Annotated in this window: 17 protein-coding genes; 10 read left to right on the top strand and 7 right to left on the bottom strand. The window is 33.0% G+C overall.

Going from position 1 to position 20748, the window contains the following annotated elements:
* Positions 1-8 precede the first annotated feature (8 nt).
* The 3 genes from AC1EUU_RS11425 to AC1EUU_RS11415 are packed head-to-tail and all read right to left on the bottom strand — an operon-like array spanning position 9 to position 3087.
* Positions 9-1016: a sugar nucleotidyltransferase gene (locus AC1EUU_RS11425; RefSeq protein ID WP_480201554.1), complete on the bottom strand. Its 1008-nt coding sequence runs from the start codon at positions 1014-1016 to the stop codon at positions 9-11.
* A 56-nt stretch (positions 1017-1072) separates the two neighbouring features.
* Positions 1073-2230 carry a ComEC/Rec2 family competence protein gene (locus tag AC1EUU_RS11420; RefSeq protein WP_480201553.1) on the bottom strand — a complete coding sequence of 386 codons (1158 nt, stop codon included), beginning with the start codon at positions 2228-2230 and terminating at the stop codon, positions 1073-1075.
* Positions 2231-2280: 50 nt separating this feature from the next.
* Complete coding sequence (locus AC1EUU_RS11415) at positions 2281-3087, bottom strand: ComEC/Rec2 family competence protein (RefSeq protein ID WP_480201552.1); 807 nt, start codon at positions 3085-3087, stop codon at positions 2281-2283.
* Between the two features lie 325 nt (positions 3088-3412).
* Between AC1EUU_RS11415 and AC1EUU_RS11410 the strand changes: the two genes are divergently transcribed.
* Complete coding sequence (locus AC1EUU_RS11410; RefSeq protein WP_480201551.1) at positions 3413-4732, top strand: MATE family efflux transporter; 1320 nt, start codon at positions 3413-3415, stop codon at positions 4730-4732.
* A 7-nt stretch (positions 4733-4739) separates the two neighbouring features.
* Here AC1EUU_RS11410 and AC1EUU_RS11405 read toward each other — a convergent pair whose 3' ends face one another.
* Genes AC1EUU_RS11405 through surE form a run of 4 tightly spaced genes read right to left on the bottom strand, consistent with a single transcriptional unit; the run spans position 4740 to position 7816 of the window.
* A complete protein-coding gene (locus tag AC1EUU_RS11405; RefSeq protein ID WP_480201855.1) occupies positions 4740-5651 on the bottom strand; it encodes an AraC family transcriptional regulator in 912 nt (303 codons plus the stop codon).
* Positions 5652-5656: 5 nt separating this feature from the next.
* A complete protein-coding gene (gene lpxB / locus AC1EUU_RS11400) occupies positions 5657-6766 on the bottom strand; it encodes a lipid-A-disaccharide synthase (protein ID WP_480201550.1) in 1110 nt (369 codons plus the stop codon).
* A gap of 1 nt (position 6767) precedes the next feature.
* The gene (locus AC1EUU_RS11395) at positions 6768-7046 is read right to left on the bottom strand and encodes a hypothetical protein (RefSeq protein WP_480201549.1); all 279 of its coding nucleotides are present in this window, start codon (positions 7044-7046) and stop codon (positions 6768-6770) included.
* Entirely contained in the window at positions 7046-7816 is a 771-nt protein-coding gene (surE, locus tag AC1EUU_RS11390; RefSeq protein ID WP_480201548.1) for a 5'/3'-nucleotidase SurE, read from the bottom strand. The genes AC1EUU_RS11395 and surE overlap by 1 nt, the downstream gene beginning before the upstream one ends.
* Positions 7817-7945: 129 nt before the next feature.
* On the opposite strand from surE, the gene AC1EUU_RS11385 reads away from it, so the two are divergent.
* From AC1EUU_RS11385 to AC1EUU_RS11345, 9 genes are all read left to right on the top strand, one after another.
* Positions 7946-8476, top strand: a complete 531-nt coding sequence (locus AC1EUU_RS11385; RefSeq protein WP_480201547.1) for a hypothetical protein — start codon at positions 7946-7948, stop codon at positions 8474-8476.
* Positions 8477-8549: 73 nt separating this feature from the next.
* Positions 8550-10664 carry a carboxy terminal-processing peptidase gene (locus AC1EUU_RS11380; protein ID WP_480201546.1) on the top strand — a complete coding sequence of 705 codons (2115 nt, stop codon included), beginning with the start codon at positions 8550-8552 and terminating at the stop codon, positions 10662-10664.
* Between the two features lie 12 nt (positions 10665-10676).
* Positions 10677-11759: an ABC transporter permease gene (locus AC1EUU_RS11375; protein WP_480201545.1), complete on the top strand. Its 1083-nt coding sequence runs from the start codon at positions 10677-10679 to the stop codon at positions 11757-11759.
* A 61-nt stretch (positions 11760-11820) separates the two neighbouring features.
* On the top strand, positions 11821-13170 hold the full coding sequence (gene tilS / locus AC1EUU_RS11370; RefSeq protein WP_480201544.1) for a tRNA lysidine(34) synthetase TilS: 1350 nt from the start codon (positions 11821-11823) through the stop codon (positions 13168-13170).
* 22 nt (positions 13171-13192) lie between these two features.
* Entirely contained in the window at positions 13193-14137 is a 945-nt protein-coding gene (locus AC1EUU_RS11365; RefSeq protein ID WP_480201543.1) for a tryptophan 2,3-dioxygenase family protein, read from the top strand.
* A 107-nt stretch (positions 14138-14244) separates the two neighbouring features.
* On the top strand, positions 14245-15018 hold the full coding sequence (locus AC1EUU_RS11360) for a DUF3108 domain-containing protein (protein ID WP_480201542.1): 774 nt from the start codon (positions 14245-14247) through the stop codon (positions 15016-15018).
* 71 nt (positions 15019-15089) lie between these two features.
* Positions 15090-16346, top strand: coding sequence for a peptidoglycan DD-metalloendopeptidase family protein (locus AC1EUU_RS11355; RefSeq protein WP_480201541.1), 1257 nt, complete (start codon positions 15090-15092; stop codon positions 16344-16346).
* 110 nt (positions 16347-16456) lie between these two features.
* Entirely contained in the window at positions 16457-18019 is a 1563-nt protein-coding gene (gene pgi, locus AC1EUU_RS11350) for a glucose-6-phosphate isomerase (RefSeq protein WP_480201540.1), read from the top strand.
* Positions 18020-18213: 194 nt separating this feature from the next.
* Positions 18214-20745, top strand: coding sequence for a TonB-dependent receptor (locus AC1EUU_RS11345; RefSeq protein ID WP_480201539.1), 2532 nt, complete (start codon positions 18214-18216; stop codon positions 20743-20745).
* The last annotated feature ends 3 nt before the right edge of the window (positions 20746-20748 follow it).

The following is a 20748-nucleotide window of genomic DNA, read 5'->3' as shown; positions in this document are numbered from 1 at the left end:
AAAACGCTTTAAACCAACTTAGAATAGTCACCAATACTTACTGAGGTAAACTCACCATTATATTCAACGTGATTTCCTATCATGGCATTGTCTAAAACAGCATTTTTAACAATTGTGTTTGTTTGTATTAATGAATTTTTAATTGTTGAGTTTTCTACAACACTATTTGTGCCAAGTGATACATTAGGGCCAATTTTTGTATTAATAAGTTTTACATTTTCACCAATATAGCAAGGTTGAATAATTTCAGAATTTTCTAGAATAACCGAGTTGGCAACTAAACTTTGTCCTTCGGCATGTGTGAATTGTAAAATACGACCATTAGTTTCAACAGTAATTTCTTTATTTCCACAATCCATCCACTCATCGACTTTTCCCGGAACAAATTGTGCACCTTTTTGTTTCAAGTTCTCTAAAGCATTAGTTATTTGATATTCTCCTTTTTCTTTAATATCATTATCAAGTAAATATTGAATTTCATTTCTCAAAGCTGCACCATTCTTAAAATAATAAATACCGATTATAGCGAGATCTGACACAAAACTTTGTGGTTTTTCAACAAAATCTGTAATAATGCCATCTTTGAGTTTAATTACGCCATAAGCACTTGGATTTTCTACTTGTTTTACCCAGATAGCTCCATCTTTAGAAGCATCTAATGTGAAATCAGCTTTAAATAAAGTGTCTGCAAAAGCAATCACACATGGACCATCTAATGATTCTTTAGCGCATTGAATTGCATGTGCAGTACCCAAAGCTGTTTCTTGCACGGTAACAACCCCTTTTGCACCTAAATCATTTGCAATTTTCAATAACTTCTTTTCAGTATCGTTAGGAAAAGTTGGCCCAATAACAAATGCAATTTCCTCAACATCTTGATTTAATACTTTTACAATATCTTCTACCAAACGTTGAACGATTGGTTTACCGGCAATTAATGTTAGAGGTTTAGGTATAGTAAGTGTATGAGGGCGTAATCTTGAACCAATGCCCGCCATAGGTACAATAATTTTCATGAGCTAAATCTTTTTTAATCGCACAAATATAGCCAAAATAGTAAGAGCTTAGAGGTTTATTTTGTTAGTATAAAGGCACCATCTTCATTGGTATAATGAAATGGAATTTTGTAATTATAGCAGGTTTGCTTCCACCGTGTTACAAAACTTTTATAGTTTGAATTATCTGCAACTATTTCTTTAGGCTGAATGATTTTAATTAAACGTTCTAAATTAATCTTAGGTGATTGTGTAAGAAGTATAGATTTTGGTTCAAAATTTTTTATCCTGTATATGTTTAGGCTATCAATTAATAGGACATTTCTTCTCAAAAAGGCATTGTTATTTACAGAGTCAATAAAAACAACTGTATCTATATTATTTGAGCCGATAATATAAGATTTAAGAATGTGATCATTAATGTTCAAAGAGTCTAAAGAATGGTTTATTATTAATTGACCACTTTTTCTTTCCCCAATAATTGACCCTTTATTTTTATTAAATACAATTAGTTCATTCTTAGAAGAAGTTGACCATTTTTCATAAATAAAAACAGATTGTAATACGATTAATGAAAACAACGCATATAAGAATCGATGGTATGTTTTCTTTTCAATCCAACGAAAACCAAAAACAACAACAAGATAAGAGGAAATCATTAAAAAGATTGAAAATGAAATATTTTGAAATATAAATGATTCTTCATTAGCAATTAAACCAATAAACTGGTTCATAGAATAGATAAGTTTTTGAAAAGCAGATGCTAAAAACGTAGGTATTAAATCTATGATAGAAAGGAAAATAACGAGTAGTCCAAACCCAAGAATAAATCCTAAGACAGGAATGATTAGTAGGTTGGTTACAAAAAATAAACTTGGAAATTGATGAAAATAATATAAACTCAAGGGCAAAACTCCAATTTGAGCTGCAATCGACACTGTAAAAATTTTCCAGAAGTAATCAATAGATCTCCATTTTGGTTTCCAAACTTTATAAATAATTGGTTGCAACCATACTATAAAAAAGACAGCCAGATAACTTAATTGAAAACCAACATTGAATAAATACATCGGGTTTAATAATAATAAAAAGAAGATTGAGATGATTAGATTATTATAAATGCTTGATTTGCGACTTCCTAAAATACTTATTGCTACAGCGGTAAACATTGTTACGGCTCGTACAACCGATGGCGATAACCCAACAGCAAAAGCGAAACACCATAGCAGAAGCAAGGCAAGGAGTAGCCTTATGGTTTTTCCATTTTTAAAATACGTTATTGGTTTTAAAGAATAGTTATTAACCAAAGAACGATTCCCACATGTAAACCAGAAATAGCTAAAATATGTATGGCCCCGGCCTTCGTATAGTTTTCAATAAGTTCTTTAGAAACTTCTTGTCGCTGACCTAACAGAAGTGCATTAATTATGTTCAATTCGTTGCTTTTAAATCCTGCAGCAATTAAAGAACTATTAATTTTTTCTCTAAATCGATTCGCAAAACCACTTGAACTTATTTTATTGGAATCTAGAAATAGGTAATCATCATGACCAATAGTTATCTGCCTATAAATTTGTTGCTTTTCTAAATGTACTTTATAGTTAAACTGATGCGGATTTTTAGGCTTATGAATTTTCTGGAGCTCACCTCTAATGAGAATTTTATCCCCAATACCAAACTTTAATAAGGAAGTATCTTTAATTACATTGAGTAACAATTTTCCCTGTGATTTTCGGGTATTAATTTGAAGCACAGAAGCTTTAAATTTTTGATGATAAGAACTAGATTTTAATTTAGTATCAATCTTTAAAACATAATTATTGAACTTGTTTTTTTCAATATTATGTGCGGTATAATGATAATTCTTGTTAACATTATTTTGGAACAAAACTGAAACCAACCCAATACCAAAAAATAGGATTAAAGTAATTATGGTAAAACTTGTAAAGCGCCGTAAATAAAGTCTTTGATGGAGATAGGCTATTGTTAATAATATAAATAGAAAAACCAGTATATTAGAAACTAAAGATGTGTTTAAGCGATAAAAATACCCAGTAATAATACCGAGAACTAAAACGAAAGTTAGTTGCAATGGTATGAATTTCAAAAGCTTCAACTAACTAAAAAGGACTAAAATTCTCAATTTTCAACTTTTTTGCCATTTATTGGCAAAACTAAACCATTTGTTAAGAAATTACAGACAATTATTTATTTAATACTAAAAAAGTAATTTTTGCGTTTAACTTTGAGGAACAAAACAAAATTGCCTATAGACGGAAAGTTACTATTGTAAAAGAAAAATTTAGAGTTATTTAATAAAAAGCCTCACAACGTTTTCTCATGACGAAGGGAGGTTTTTTTCTTTTACAAGTATAGGCTTTTTTACGAACTTCGCAACTTTATTTGAAGTTGAGCAATTGAAATCCAAAATCACATTTAAATATATAAACCAACTTGCTATACCAGCTATTATATCTGGTATTGCAGAACCTTTATTGTCAATTACAGATACTGCGATTGTGGGTAACGTAGCTATTAATCCGGTGGAGTCATTGGCTGCAGTTGGTATTGCAGGTTCATTTCTGTCTGCTCTATTCTGGATATTGGCGCAAACGCGTTCGGCGATATCAGCCATAATTGCGCAATATTTAGGAGCGAATAAATTGAACGAAGTAAAAACCCTACCAGCACAAATCATTGTAATAAATGTTTTAGTTAGTGCTGTTATTTACATCGTTACAATCTTTTTTGTAGATGAAATTTTTAGGCTTTACAATGCCGACGGCTTAATTTTAAACTATGCTGTTGATTACTATAAGGTAAGAGCTATTGGTCTACCATTAACCTTATTTACGTTCTCAGTATTTGGAGTATTCAGAGGGATGCAAAATACGTATTGGCCTATGATAATTAGTATCATAGGAACTGTTTTAAACATATTGTTAGACTATATGTTGGTTTTTGGGATAGAAGGATTTATCCCTGCAATGCATATACAAGGAGCGGCTTATGCGAGTGTTATTGCTCAGGCTGTGATGGCTTTGATTGCTTTAGTTTTAATGCTTCAAAAAACACCTTTTAATTTAAAACCCTCGATGCCCTTTAACAAAGAAATTAAACGTTTAATTTCTTTAAGTTTCAACCTGTTCATACGAGCTTCGGCTTTGAATATTGCGTTATATTTTGCAAACGCCTACGCAACAAAATATGGCGATAGTTACATTGCTGCTCAAACTATAGCCTTTCAAATTTGGTTGTTTTTTGCCTTTTTTATTGATGGTTATTCGAGTGTAGGAAATATAGTTTCAGGGAGATTGCTCGGAGAAAAAGATTACAAGAATCTTTGGAATTTAAGCATAGATCTTACCAAATTTGCAGTTATTATTGCGATCATTTTAGGAACTGTTTGCTTTATTCTTTATAAACCGATAGGTCAACTATTCACCGAAGATTCTTTGGTTTTAGAAAGTTTTTTTGCCATTTTTTGGATCGTGATAATAATGCAACCATTAAATGCTATTGCTTTTGTCTTTGATGGTTTATTTAAAGGGCTGGCAGAAGCTGTTACACTGCGTAATACACTTTTAATAGCTACTTTTTTAGGATTTATTCCTGTGCTATTAATTAGCGATTATTTTAATTTAAAATTATACGGAATATGGATTGCATTTACCGTTTGGATGTTTTTAAGAATGGCCATTCTTGTTATAAAATTCCGCAAAAAATATCTAGTATAAAGTCCGCTTACTTAACGGGAATGCACAAATCAACGATCGCTTTTTTTTCAGGATGCTGATTAAAATCATTATGATAAATTCCAAAGGGTTCGCGCTCATTGTCAAACTCATACCCTTTTTCGTTCATCCAAATAAACATGCCTTCCCAAGCTTCGGTAAATTTATCTACAGTAATTTCCATGTGCCCAATAATACATTTTCCAGGTGAGAAATCACGTTTAGAAATGTCACCACTTGTTTCAATATTCTCATCAATAGTAAAAGATGCACTTATACGTAACTTGTCTTCTTCGGTAACTTTAGGGCTATCATGGTAAATAGTAACCGCCTTTAAATGGGGTGAAGCTAAAACACCTTTTGGACCAGCCCATTTCATGAGTTTAGCATAGGCTTCACCTATTTTGTCAAGGCTTCCTACTTGTGTTATGTATGCCAATCTCATTTTCGGCAACTCTTTTATGGTAATGTCTGCATTCATACTAATAAAATTTAAATGATTATTTATGTTGCAAACATAAGGTTCAATCAAAAGTATGTTTTTACCATTCTTGCTATTGACTTTGCATATCTTGCTAAATTTCGAATCAGTTAATTTTTTAAATTTAGAAGGACTTAATCCATAAAATTTATTGAAAGATCGGGTGAAAGACGCATTGCTATTGAATCCACAAATTGTAGCAATTTCACCAATTGTCAATGTTTCTTTATGCATCAAAAGTGAAGCTGCCTTTTCAATACGTTTTCTGTTAATATAAGTGTTTAGGGGCTCGCCAATAATCGCCGTGAAAACTCTATGAAAGTGATATGGAGAATAAAAAGCACGTTTGGCAACGTGTTCTAGCGTCAAATCTTGACTTAAATTTTCCTCAATATACTCTAAGGCATTATTGATTCTTTTTATATAGGTATTGGTATCCACCAAAATCAAGAAATAGATTCGTAGATCAATTTCGCTGCTTTCGCACTAGCACCCTTACCCCCTAATTTTTGTTCTAAATCATAGTAGTCTCCAAATAGTTTCTCACGATGTTTTTCATCTAGAATTTTTTGAAGTTCTTTTTCTAAACGTTGTTCGTTTAAATCATTTTGAATCAACTCAGTTACTACTTCTCGATCCATAATTAAATTCACTAAAGAAATAAACTTTAAAGTAATTATACGTTTGGCAATATAATAAGAAATAGCTCCAGCTTTATAGCAAACTACTTGAGGAACTTTAAATAATGCTGTTTCTAAGGTCGCTGTACCCGATGTAACTAAGGCCGCATAAGAAATAGCTAAAAGATCATAGGTTTTATTAGCAATAAACCTCACATCGTTATTACTTATAAACCCTCGGTAAAATTCGTAATCTTGACTTGGGGCTCCGGCAATAACAAATTGATAATCTTTAAACCTAGTAACCATTTTTAACATCACAGAAAGCATTTTGGTTATTTCCTGCTTCCTGCTTCCAGGCAACAAGGCAATAATAGGCTTATTTCCTAAATCATATTCCTTTCTAAAAGTATTTTCAGCAACTGTCGGTCTATTTGCAATGGCATCTAATAGTGGATGGCCAACGAAAGAAACTTCGTAGTTGAATTTTCGATAGAACTCTTGCTCAAATGGTAAGATGACATGCATATGATCTATATCTCTTTTGATAGCTTTCACCCGACTAGCACGTGATGCCCATACTTGAGGAGAGATATAGTAATTGGTTTTAAATCCGGCTTTTTTTGCCCATTTGGCAATTCTAAGGTTAAACCCAGAGTTATCAATAAATATTAAAGCATCTGGGTTATATTGGGCGATATCTTTTTTGCAGAAAGAAATAAGCCCAAAAATTTTACGGAGATTAGAAAGCACTTCAGCAAACCCCATAAAAGCACGTTCTTTATAATGTACTACTAATTTACCACCAACAGATTGCATTAAATCGCCACCCCAAAACCTGAACTCAGCTTTTGGGTCAACCTTTTGCAATGCCTTCATCAAGTTCGAAGCATGCAGGTCGCCTGAGGCTTCACCAGCAAGTAAGTAATACTTCATGTTAGATAAACTGAGATATCAATATCATAAATGCAATAAAAAAAGTAGCGATTAAAACACCTCTAGCTCTATAATCTTGTTTTCTTTTTATAAAAACAAAAAATGCCAATAAGTTGGGTATGGCAGCAATACTTAACACCATACCATATAATTTTCTAGACTTAATTACCTCTAATGCCTCAGTAAATGACCCTTTCAAAGCAAATTCTACATATAGATAAAACCCAATGGCTGTAGCCAATAATCCTGTTAAAATTCCAATGCCAATTTCTTTTCGCATTATAAATCCCAATTATTTAGTTTATGAATAAAATGATGTGCAGTAAGATCAAATTGTACGGGTACTACCGAAATATATCCGTTTTCTAAAGCCCATATGTCGGTATCTTCACCATGATCCAGATTAACAAACTTTCCCGAAAGCCAATAATAATCTTTCCCAAGCGGATTGGTACGTTTATCAAAATCTTCTTCCCATAAACCATGTGCTTGACGACAAACTTTAATACCCTTAATAGCTTCTTTTTTTGCTTTAGGAATATTAACATTTAATACAATGCCTTCTGGAAGTTTATTCTCTAGAACGTTCAGTGTAATTCTTTTAACAAACTCTCTAGATGGACGAAAATCAGCATCCCAATTATAATCTAATAAAGAAAAGCCAATGGCTGGTACACCTTCAATTCCTGCTTCAACTGCAGCACTCATCGTGCCCGAATAGATAACATTGATTGATGAATTTGATCCATGATTTATACCAGAAACACAAAGATCGGGCTTCTTATTTAAAATTTCATTAACTGCCATTTTAACGCAATCAGCAGGAGTACCAGAACAACTATATTCTAATTGCGGGCCATCATCAACTGTAATGGGGTTACAATACAAGGTTGAATTTACGGTAATTGCGTGCCCCATACCACTTTGAGGACTATCAGGAGCAACTACTACTACATCACCTATTTCATTCATAATAGAGATCAACATTCGTACACCTGGTGCAGTAATGCCGTCGTCATTGGTTACTAAGATTAATGGTCTGTCTTTCATTTTGATTTGTTAGCCAAACAAAACTACTACTTTTTTATAGGTTGACCATCGATGTATGGTTTAACATTTTGTTAGTATCAGAAACTATTGAAAATCACTAACTTTGTTATTCATCCAAACCTACAAGCAATGAAAATTAGAAATTTTTTTCTAGCAGTAGCACTATTTTGTGCTACTTCTACGGTAATAATCGCTCAAGAAACAACAAAAAAATCATGTCCTTGTTGCACTGATGAACACCAAGCCTTTGATTTTTGGATAGGTGACTGGACTGTTTATAATACTGATGGAAAGGTAGTTGGGACAAATCTAATTACTAAAGATAAAGAATATGGAAATTGTGTTTTGAGAGAGCAATGGAAGTCAGCTAGTGCAAACAGAGGAACGAGTTATAATTATTACAACTTAACGGATAAAACATGGAATCAGGTGTGGATAGACAATTCTGGCTTCAGTTTAACGTTAAAAGGTAATCGCGTTAATGATAAAATGATTTTAAAAAGCGAATTGCTTGACGGTAAAAATGGAAAGTATTATAACCAAATTACATGGCAATTAAGTGAAGATGAGTCAGTTACGCAAACCTGGGATATTTTTAATGAACAGGGTAAATTAGTACAACAAGCCTTCAAAGGCATTTACAAAAAAACTGTTAAATAAGCTTTTTATTAAACAATTGGCATTATTTTAGTAGTTTGATAAGAGAATGTTAATGAACCGAATGATAAAATTTATGAAAAGAAATTATAAGATTATAGTGCCATTGGTACTATTGACAGGAATTTTATTGAGTTTTAGTATCAAAAAAAATTCTTCTGACCCTGAAAAAGATAAAGTTCTATTAGGATTAATTCGTTATGCCCTTACCCAAGGTCATTATGAGCCTCAAGATATTAATGACGAATTCTCCGCTTCTGTATTTAATGACTTTATCGATGGATTAGATCCTACAAAGCGATTCTTTACTCAAGAAGATATCAAGCAATTTGAATTTTATAAAGATAAGATTGACGATCAAATAAAAAATGAAGACCTTACATTTTACAATGTGGTTTATAGCCGCTATGCGAAACGTTTACGTGAAGCTAGAAATCTATATAAAGAAATCTTAAAATTTCCCTTTGACTTTAATAAGGATGAAGAATTAAATGTAAACTACGATAAAAAGGCATTTGCAAAGAATGAAGTGGAGCAAATTCGTAATTGGCGTAAGCAATTGAAATTAAATACCCTTGTGCGTTTGCATGATAAGATTGAAACAGAGAAAGACAAGCAAAAAGAAGATGCTTCGTATAAAATAAAACCTTTTGAAAAGCTTGAAAAAGATGCACGTATGGCCACTTTAAAAAGCACGGAAGAATTTTTTGACTTCATGGATGATCTCGATGATAATGATTGGTTTTCGGTTTTCGTAAATAGTATTTCAGGAGAATTTGATCCGCATTCAAATTATTTTGCCCCTAAGATCAAAAAGAGATTTGATATAGATATGGCTGGTAAACTTGAAGGTATTGGAGCTCGGTTACAGCGCAAAGGAGATTATACCACAGTCGCTGAATTAATCTCTGGTGGACCTGCATGGAGAGCAGGTGAGTTAGAAGTAGGAGACGTTATTTTAAAAGTTGCGCAGTCTGATCAAGAGCCTTTAGATATTGTTGGAATGCGTTTAGATGATGCGATTGAGTTTATTAAAGGTAAAAAAGGAACTGAAGTTAGACTAACCATTAAGAAAATTGATGGATCTACTAAAGTAATATCTATTATAAGAGATGTTGTAGAACTCGAAGAAACTTTTGCTAAAACGAGTATTGTAAAGAAAGATAATCGCAAGTTTGGAGTGATTAATCTTCCTAAATTTTACATAGACTTTAGCGAGCGTAATTTTAGAAACTCAGCAACAGATATGGCACGTGAGGTTGAACGTATGAAAAAAGAAGGCATTGAAGGGCTATTGATAGACTTGAGAAATAATGGAGGAGGTTCTTTAGAAACGGCCATTGCTATTGCGGGATTATTTATTGAGGATGGCCCGGTGGTACAGGTAAAGTATAGAGAAGGTAAACCTAAAATAAGAAAAGATCGTGACCAAGAGATTCGTTGGAATAAGCCATTAGTTGTCTTGGTTAATGAATTGTCGGCATCAGCCTCAGAAATTTTTGCAGGGGCAATGCAAGACTATAACAGAGCAGTAATTATTGGTAGCAAACAAACTTTTGGTAAAGGAACCGTACAAACGGTAATGCCTTTAAATAATTACATTAAATACGATAAAGATCTTGGTGCATTAAAAATGACAATCCAAAAATTTTATCGAGTAAGTGGTGGTTCTAATCAGTTAAAAGGAGTGATTTCTGATGTGGCTATGCCTAGCAGATATACTTACATGAATATTGGCGAGCGAGATGAAGAGAACCCGTTACCATGGGATAAAATTGCAAATGCTAACTATACCGCATGGGATGGTTATGATAATTTTTACGAAGTAGTGAATAACAGTAAGAAACGAATAGCTGCAAATCCGCACTTTAAACTGATTAATGAAAATGCTCTTTGGCTAAAAGTTGGTCAAGACGATGAAACAGTAGCGTTGAGCTACGAAAACTATGTAAGAGACCTAGAAACGAGAGAAGAAGAAAGCAAAAGATTTAAACCTATCTACGACTATAAAAACAATTTAGTATTTGAGTCTCCTGAATATGAAAAACCATTAGTGGCGAAAGATGACGTGTTAGCAGATAAAAGAAGGGTTTGGCATAAAAACTTAAGTAAAGATATTTATATTGAAGAAGGTTTAAATGTATTAGCCGAATTGAAACTTAGAAAACCTATTACATTTGTAAAAAATTAATTTCACGTTAACGTGTCAAATTCACTTACCCAATTAGCCCTGAAAAAATTCAAAAAGAATCGATCAGGGCTTTTTAGTTTCTGGTTTATTATTCTTGTTGGTATAGTAGCGATATTTGCTTATGTTTTTGCACCGGATGACTCTCAAAATGCCAATCAAATGCATTTAGAAATCCATTCTAAAAAACCTGGATTCACTGTTCAAATGCTATCAATACCATCAGAGCAAAAAACAAAGGATTTTTTTTTCAAAACATTGTTTTTTGGCAAACAAAACACCTCTACTGAAATACCAATTTCTAACTTTAAAATTACAAACGATCAATTAGAAATTGTGCAATATGCAGAAGAAGAAACTCAAAGGCTTGTTAAAACATACCCGCTATCGCAATTTCAAGGAAACCCCAATAAGTATATTAAAACCAAGAAATTTATTTTAGGAACTGATAAGTATGGTCGAGACTTATTAAGTAGAATGTTGGTAGGAGCTAGAATTTCTTTTTTTATAGGCTTCATTGCGGTATTCATTTCATTGATTATAGGCATTACTATTGGAGCAGTTGCTGGTTACTTTGGAGGTAAAATAGATGCTTTCATTATGTGGCTTATTAATATTACATGGTCTATTCCAACCTTGTTGCTTGTAATAGCAATCACATTGGCCTTGGGCAAAGGATTTTGGCAAGTATTTATTGCGGTTGGCTTAACGATGTGGGTAGAAGTAGCACGAGTAGTACGAGGTCAAATTATAAGCGTTAAAAAAGAGCAATATGTTGAGGCTGCTAAGGCATTGGGCTTCTCAAATGCACGAATTATTTTTAAACATATTCTGCCAAATATTATGGCACCGGTAATTGTTATTTCAGCAGCCAATTTCGCTGCGGCTATTTTGATAGAAAGCGGACTTAGTTTCTTGGGCATAGGAGCACAACCACCTACACCATCTTGGGGAGCAATGATCAAAGATCACTATAGCTATATTATTCTTGGTAAAGCATATTTAGCGGTTATTCCTGGTTTAGCAATCATGAGCTTGGTAATGGCTTTCATGTTAATAGGCAATGCACTAAGAGATGCCTTAGATGTGAGAAATTAACTATGATATCTTATTCTTAATAATAGGTAAAAATTCATAATAGCTTTACCTTTGCTACGTTTTGCTAGCAAAATTTCAAGAACATATTAACATTAGATTTCCCTTTTTAGAGGATAAAAAACTATTGATTGCCATATCAGGAGGAATTGATAGTGTTGTACTTGCACATTTACTACATCAATCTAATTTAGAAATAGAGTTGGCGCATTGTAATTTTAAATTACGAGGAAAGGATTCAGATGCAGATGAGCAATTCGTGAAAATTTTGGCCTCGAAACTAGGTTTAAGAGTTTTTATAAAATCATTTAATACTAAAGAATATGCATTAAATAAAAAGCTTTCAATCCAAATGGCTGCAAGAGAATTACGCTATAACTGGTTTGAAGAGCTTTCGCAAACTAATAAATTAGATTATGTTGTGACCGCACATCATCTAGATGATAATTTAGAAACCTTTTTAATCAATTTTATAAGGGGAACTGGTTTATCTGGTTTAGTTGGGATTCCAGAAATAAATGGAAAAATAATTAGACCGTTATTATCATTTTCAAGGTGCCAAATAGAAGAATATGCCGCAGAGAACAATATTACTTGGCGTGAAGATGGTTCTAATGCAGATACAAAGTATACCCGTAATAAAATTAGGAATGAAATTATTCCTTTGTTAAAAGAATTAAACCCAGGTTTATTGAAGTCATTTAAACAAACTTCAAAGCATCTAAAACAAAGTCAAGATATTATTACTGAAGAGGTTTCTAAAGTAATTCCAGAAGTTTTTGAATTCAAAGGGAAAGGGGTATATAGAATAGACATTCAAAAGATTCAGCAATTGGCGAACCCCAAGGCTTATCTGTATGAAATATTAAAACAATATGACTTTACCGAATGGAAAGACATTACTGATCTTATGAGTGCGCAATCTGGCAAGCAAATATTTAGTCATACACATCGATTGATAAAAGACAGAGACCATTTTTTATTACAAGAACTTCATTATACAGAAGTGCCTCATAACTTTTTGATTAAGAAAGAAGATGAACAGCTGACAACTAAAGAATTCTCTCTTCATCTAAAACGAAAAAACGTTGAATCTAAAGTAGATAGGCAAGAGCTTATTGAAAAAGGTGTAGAAAGTTCAAACTTAGTTTTTATTGATGCCGATAAGTTGCGCTTCCCTCTTATGCTTAGAAAATGGCAAAAAGGTGATTATTTTTATCCGCTTGGCATGACCGGCAAGAAGAAGCTAAGTAAGTTTTTTAAAGATGAGAAATTTTCGCTTATTGACAAAGAAAATGTTTGGTTGCTTTGTTCAAAAAATCAAATAGTTTGGGTAATAGGTAAAAGATTAGATAATCGATTTAAAATTACAGAAAACACTAAAAAAATAGTACAAATAAAATACAACTCTTAGTATATTGTACAACATATTACAGATGGATAAAGAAATAGAAAAACAGGTACAGCAGCTCAAAGCAAAATATGATGCAATTGGGCAAGATCTAGATACACATTTAGATGGTTTGCTACAGAGTAAACCCATGACATATTGGGATTATATTCAAACCGACGCCTTACTCAATTTACAAGTACAACGTACCACATTACCTGATGAAATGGTTTTTATTATGTATCATCAGATAAATGAATTGATATTTAAGATGATTTTATGGGAGATCAAACAAGTTTCTCATAATGATAAATTAACAACTGATTTCTTTGCTTCAAGGCTCATGCGTATTAGTCGTTACTTTGATATGCTGGCCACCTCATTTGCGATTATGCAAGAGGGAATGGAAATAGAGCAGTACATAAAATTTAGAGATACTTTAACGCCTGCTAGTGGCTTTCAGAGTGCACAATATAGACTGATTGAATTTTGCTCAACAGAATTAATCAATTTAATTGACTATCGCTTTAGAGGTACAATAGATAGAAACACACCATTTGAACATGCTTTTGAGCATTTATATTGGCAAGCAGCAGGGAAAGACTACAAAACAGGCAAGAAATTGTATTTTTTAGAAGAATTTGAAGAAAAATATAAAGGTAAGTTTATTAGAACCATGAAAGAATACAACATGATTAATTTATGGACAAAGTTTAAAGCTTTACCTAAAGAAGATCAAGATAATGTTGACTTAAAAAATGCAATGAGACATTATGATCATACGGTTAATGTACGGTGGGTAATGGCACATTATAATGCTGCTCAAAAATACATTGGGGGTGAAGATATTGAAGCTACAGGAGGTAGCGAATGGCAGAAATACATGCATCCTAGATATCAACGACGTATATTTTTTCCAGATTTATGGAGTAAAGATGAACTTGAAAACTGGGGTATCGATAATTTAGTAACGCATAAAGTACTGAGTTAAACTAAAATTTTAATTAAAAAATAAACTCCTTTAAAGGCACAACTTTTTAGGAGTTTTTTATTTTTGGAACAGTAATTGTTTTAAGCTGATTGGCTAAACATATAAAAATGAAGAAACTACTAACAATATTAGCGTTTTTTGTACTATTTACCACCATGGCGCAAACTGATGCCAAGGCTTTTAAAACAGGAGAATGGCTTCGTTTTCGAATTAGTTATAGTAATTTTTTTAATGCAGGTAAAGCTACTTTAGAAATAAAAGATGCTAATCACAGGAGTAAAGAGGCGTATCATGTGGTAGGTAAAGGAAAAACCACAGGAGTGATAAGTTGGTTTTTTAAAGTTAGAGATAATTATCAAACATATTTTTATAAAGAATCACTTTTACCATATCATTTTGTTAGAAAGATCAATGAAGGAGGGTATACTAAGAATAGAGAAATCTTTTTTGATCATGAAACCAATAAAGCAATGGTTAAAGACCACAAAAGAAAAACCGAAAAAAGCTTTGATATCGAACCATCTGTACAAGATATGTTATCTACGGTATATTATCTCAGAAACAAAGACCTGAGTACAGTTAAAAATGATGATGAGATACTGCTAGATATGTTCTTTGATGATGAAAATTATAAGTTCAAATTAAAGTGCCTGGGTAGAGAAGTGATACGAACAAAATTTGGTAAAGTAGCTACGATTAAATTTAGACCAATTGTGCAATCTGGACGTGTATTTAAAGAACAAGAAAGTGTTACCGTTTGGATAAGCGATGATAAAAATAAAATCCCTCTACGTATAAAGGCCTCCTTAGCTGTTGGTTCATTAAGAGCTGATATTGATGCTTATAAGGGGTTGGCAAATCCGTTTCCAATTATTTTTTAACAAAACAGTTTTTTCTTAATTACATTAAAAATAGTAGATTTGTCAAATTATTTTCAAATGACGCTGCTAACATGAAATATATACTTCCCCTGCTTCTAATCTTAGTATTTTCTTGTAAAAATGAAAAAAAAATAGCTGAGATACCAGGGAAAATAGCTACTGAAGTTCCTCTTATCGAAAGGTATGGTTTTATATTTAATGATTTTAAAGTTGTTGAAGATACCATTCAAAAGGGAGAAAGCTTTGGAGCAATCCTTGATAGAAATCATGTGGCAGCATATGAAGTATTTAAAATCGCCGAAGCCTCCAAAGACACATTCGACGTCCGTCGTTTAAGAGCTGGAAAACCGTATACTATTTTAGCAACAAAAGACACTACAGAAAAAGCTCAGGTGTTTATTTATCAACCAAGTAAACAAGAATATGTTGTTATTGATTTTAGAGATTCAATAACAACAAAGTATAAAAGAAAACCGATTAAAACGGTTACTAGAACAGCAGCTGGCATTATCAGTTCAACACTTTCTGAAGCAATGGATGAGCAAGGATTAGACTATGCTATTGTGAATGAAATGTCTGATATTTATGCCTGGACCGTTGATTTTTTCCATCTGCAAAAAGGTGATAATTTCAAGATTATTTTTGAAGAAAAGTATGTTGATGATTCTACATATGTAGGAATAGGAAAGGTAAAAGCGGCATATTTTGAACATAAAAATAGTCCGTTTTATGCATTTAATTTTGTTACAGATTCAACAAAGAATATTTTTGATTTTTACGATGATAAAGCCGACAATTTAAGACGTCAATTTTTAAAAGCTCCTCTACAGTTTAGTAGAATATCTTCACGATATAACTTAAAGCGTAGAATACGTTATTATGGCCGTGTAAGGCCACACAGAGGCACTGATTTCGCCGCACCTGTTGGCACACCAATTAAAAGTACGGCAAACGGAACGGTTGTTGAATCTGCAAGAAGAGGCGGGAATGGCAATTATGTAAAAGTTAAGCATAATTCAACGTATACAACGCAATACCTTCATATGAGAAAACGAGCAGTTAAAGTTGGAGATTTTGTTAAACAAGGAGATGTAATTGGTTGGGTTGGAATGACAGGAAATACATCTGGGCCACATGTTTGCTATCGTTTTTGGAAAAATGGCGTACAGGTAGATCCTTTCAGACAAAAATTACCTTCGGCAGAACCTCTTAAAGAAGAATATAAAGAAGCATATTTTAAGTTTATTGAGCCGTTAAAATATGAGTTAGATTCTATTATTATAAGTGAACCAACTGCCTTGGCAACAATTTCTGAAGACGAGCTGTAACCAAACTCTTAATTCTTAACTTTCCGATAAGGTTTTCGTAAAATAATTACCAACATACTTGTTGATTACACTTGTTAGGTTAATTTTACTGTTCAAATAATTTAATAAGCATGGCCTTAAAAACCATTAATCCCTCTACCACAAAATCTTGGGTAAAACTTCAAGAATACTTCCAGCAAGTAAAAGACACCACAATCAAATCATATTTCCTTAAAGACGATAGAAGAAAAGAAAGATTTACAGTTAGTTTTAATGAGCTAGAGCTTGATTTTTCTAAGAATAAGATTGACCAGAAAGCATTTGATTTGTTGATAGAACTTGCTTCTGAAGTCGACTTAAAAGATGGAATCGAAAAGTTATTTTCTGGAGATAAAATTAATGCCAATGAAGAAAGGGCAGTATTACATACAGCCCTAAGAAATAAGGGGAAGAATGTTGTAAACGTTGAGGGTAATGATGTAATGCCAGAAGTAAGAGCATGCTTAGAGAAGATTAAAACTTTCTCAGAAAAAGTAATTTCGGGGGCTCATAAAGGATATACAGGTAAGGCAATTACAGATGTTGTAAATATTGGTATTGGAGGATCAGACCTTGGACCACGAATGGTAGTCGACGCGCTGCAGTATTATAAAAACCATTTAAACACCCATTTTATTTCAAATATTGATGGAGATCATGTAGCCGAAACTCTTAAAGATTTAAATCCAGAAACAACCTTATTTATTATTGTTTCAAAAACATTTACCACGCAAGAAACTCTTACAAATGCATTAACGGTAAAAGATTGGTTTTTGCAATCTGCAAAAGAAAACGATATCCAACATAATTTTGCGGCGGTTTCTACGAATCTGGAAAAAGTGATAGAATTTGGTATTTCCAAAAACAATGTATTTACAATGTGGAATTGGGTCGGCGGACGTTATTCTTTATGGAGCGCGGTAGGTTTATCAATTAGTTTGGCACTGGGTTTTGGTAAGTTTAGAGAATTACTCGATGGGGCTTATGATATGGACACACATTTTAGAACCAGCTCTTTTGACGCTAACATACCGGTTGTATTGGCAGTGCTTAGTATATGGTATAATAATTTCTATGGATCTGATAGCGAGGTTGTAATACCTTACTCACAATATTTAAGTCAATTGGTTCCTTATTTGCAGCAACTATCTATGGAAAGCAATGGTAAATCCATTGATAGAAATGGTAAAGAGGTTGAATATCAAACGGGCAATATTATTTGGGGTAATACGGGTACCAATGTGCAACATGCTTTTATGCAATTAGTTCATCAGGGCACAAAGCTGATTCCTGTTGATTTTATAGGCTATAGAAATTCATTGTATGGATATAGTGACCACCATAAAAAGCTAATGGCAAATTTTTATGCACAAGCAGACGCCTTGTCTATAGGCAAAACAAAAGAACAAGCGCACTTAGAACTAAAGTTGTCTGCCAATCAAAATGCATCGACATTATTGCCATATAAAGTATTTGAAGGAAACCGTCCTTCTAATATGCTGCTTTTCGAAAAACTAACTCCATCTTCCTTAGGGGCCTTATTAGCATTGTATGAGCACAAAACTTTTGTACAAGGCTACATATGGAATATCTATAGTTTTGATCAGTACGGTGTTGAATTAGGGAAAGAAATGGCTAATAAACTTTTAAAATAGCCTGATAGTTTTTTAATTTAGAGTTAAGGTTTTATAAATTTTCTGCCCTAAAAAACTTAACTAACTGTTTATTAGAAAATTATAAAAATACATATATTTGTCTGTTGCAGCAAAAGTTAATGTTTTCTTAAAGTTGGAAATAACTTTAAATATTTACATTTGCCGCGCGAAACATAAACTAATTCAATTTACGCATGAAAAAAATTACATTATTGTTAATGGTGATGTTGTTTGCCACAACGTCTGCCATTTTTGCACAAACACTTACGGGAACTGTTAACGCAGATGATGGACCGCTTCCAGGAGCAAGTGTCATTGTTAAAGGTACGGCTACTGGTACTCAAACTGATTTTGATGGAAAATTCTCTTTAGGAGTTTCTGAAGGTTCAGGTACACTAGTTATATCATTTGTAGGATTTAACTCTAGAGAGGTTACTTATACTGTAGCGGCTGGAGAAACAAAAGACTTAGGAACTATTACTTTAGAATCTGACAACACGCTTGATGAAGTTGTTGTAACAGCCACATCGTTTGCGATTGATAGGCAAACACCAGTTGCTGTATCTACGGTTAGAGCTGTAGAGATTGAAAATAAGTTAGGAACCCAAGAATTTCCAGAAATTTTAAAGAATACTCCAGGGGTATATGCTACAAAATCTGGAGGAGGTTTTGGTGATGGTGATTTACAGTTAAGAGGTTTTAACTCAGAAAATGTAGCCGTTATGATTAACGGTGTACCAGTAAATGATATGGAAAATGGTAGAGTTTTCTGGTCTAACTGGGCAGGTCTTGCAGATGTTACTGGAGCAATGCAGGTACAAAGAGGTCTTGGTGCTTCTAAACTTGCAGTGCCTTCTATTGGTGGTACCGTTAATATTATAACAAAAACTACTGATACAGAATTAGGTGGTAATGTTATGGCTGCTGTTGGTAATGATAACTATTTAAAATATGGAATTACATTATCTACAGGTTTAATGGACAATGGTTTTGCTGCGTCTGTATCTGCATCTAGAACTACAGGTGACGGATATGTAGATGGAACAGAATTCAAAGGAGCGAATTACTTTGTAAACATTTCTAAAAAGTTAGGTGACAAACATAAATTATCACTTACTTCTTTTGGAGCACCTCAACGTCATGGACAAAGACAAGATAGATCTTTAATTTCTGCTTATAGAAATGCGGAACAAGGGATTAAATTCAACCCAAACTGGGGTTATAAAAATGGTCAAGTGGTACATATAGAGGATAACTTCTACCACAAATCACAAACATCTTTGAATCACGAATGGATCATGTCTGATAACACCTTTTTATCTACCGCTCTTTACGCCTCTTGGGGTACTGGTGGTGGTGGTGGTACTGCAGGAACCAACAGAGATTTATTTAGAGTAAGATTAGGAGGAGATGATCAACCTGTTGATTTAGATAATATTGTTGAAATCAATCAAGCGAATGGTGCTAATGGTTCAGAAGCTATTCTAAGAGCGTCAAGAAATGACCATAGCTGGTTCGGATTATTATCTACTTTTAAAACAAATTTCTCTGAGAAATTAGCGTTCATAGGAGGTATTGATTTAAGAACGTACACAGGTGAACACTTTAGAGAAGTTACAGACTTATTAGGAGGTCAATATTTCTTAGACAATGATAATGTAAACAATCCAAATGCTGCAGTAGGTGTTGGTGATAAAATTGCTTATCACAATGATGGTGAAGTGGGTTGGCAAGGAGTTTTTACACAATTAGAATATAATAATGATGTTTGGGCTGGTTTTATATCGGCTGCAGTATCAAATACTTCTTATAGAAGAATTGATTACTTCAATTACTTAGATAGCGATCCTTTACAAGAAACAGATAAATATAACTTCTTTGGTTATAGTGTAAAAGGTGGATTGAACTTTAACATGAATGAATATAACAACGTTTTTGTTAATATTGGTTATTTTGAAAAAGCAGCTGGTTTTGACTCGGTTTTCTTAAACTTTAATAATGAAAACATCAATGAAGATGCTGAAAATCAAAAAATATTTAGTGCTGAAGCTGGTTATGGTTTAAGAGGAGAAAAGTTAGCAGCAAATATTAACGTATATTATACGAAATGGGATGATAGAACTTTAACAAGATTCTTCCAAAATCCTGATGGAACAAACGGTACTGCTAACATTACAGGTGTAAACGCAGTTCACCAAGGTATTGAGTTTGACTTTGAATACCGCCCTTCTGATAAAATTCGATTTACTGGTATGCTATCTTTAGGTAACTGGGAATGGGATAATAATGTAGAAAATGTTCAGATTTTTGATGAAGAACAAAATCTTATTGAAACAATTGATTTATTCATTGAAGGATTGAAAGTAGGTGGGCCAGCTCATACTACTGCTGCATTAGGAATGGATTGGAGAATTATGGAAAAAGCCAATTTCACAGTAGATTATAACTATTTTGGAGATATCTATGCTAGATATGATCCGAATGATAGAGGTGAACCTGGACCACAAGCATGGGAATTGCCAGACTACCATACTTTCGACGCTAGCTTAAGATATAGATTTAAAATCTTAGACTTAGACGCAAATATAACGGGTAGAATGAACAATGTGTTTAATACTGAGTATATTCAAAATGCTGTAGATGGTTCTGGATCTTTAACTAGTACTGCCTTAGTATGGTATGGCTTTGGTAGAACATTTAATATAAGTGCAAAGATTAATTTTTAAGAA

Source organism: Maritimimonas sp. 2205BS37-2 (assembly GCF_056591755.1).
Note: the sequence above shows the minus strand (reverse complement) of the source record. Positions and strands in the feature narration are given on the sequence as shown.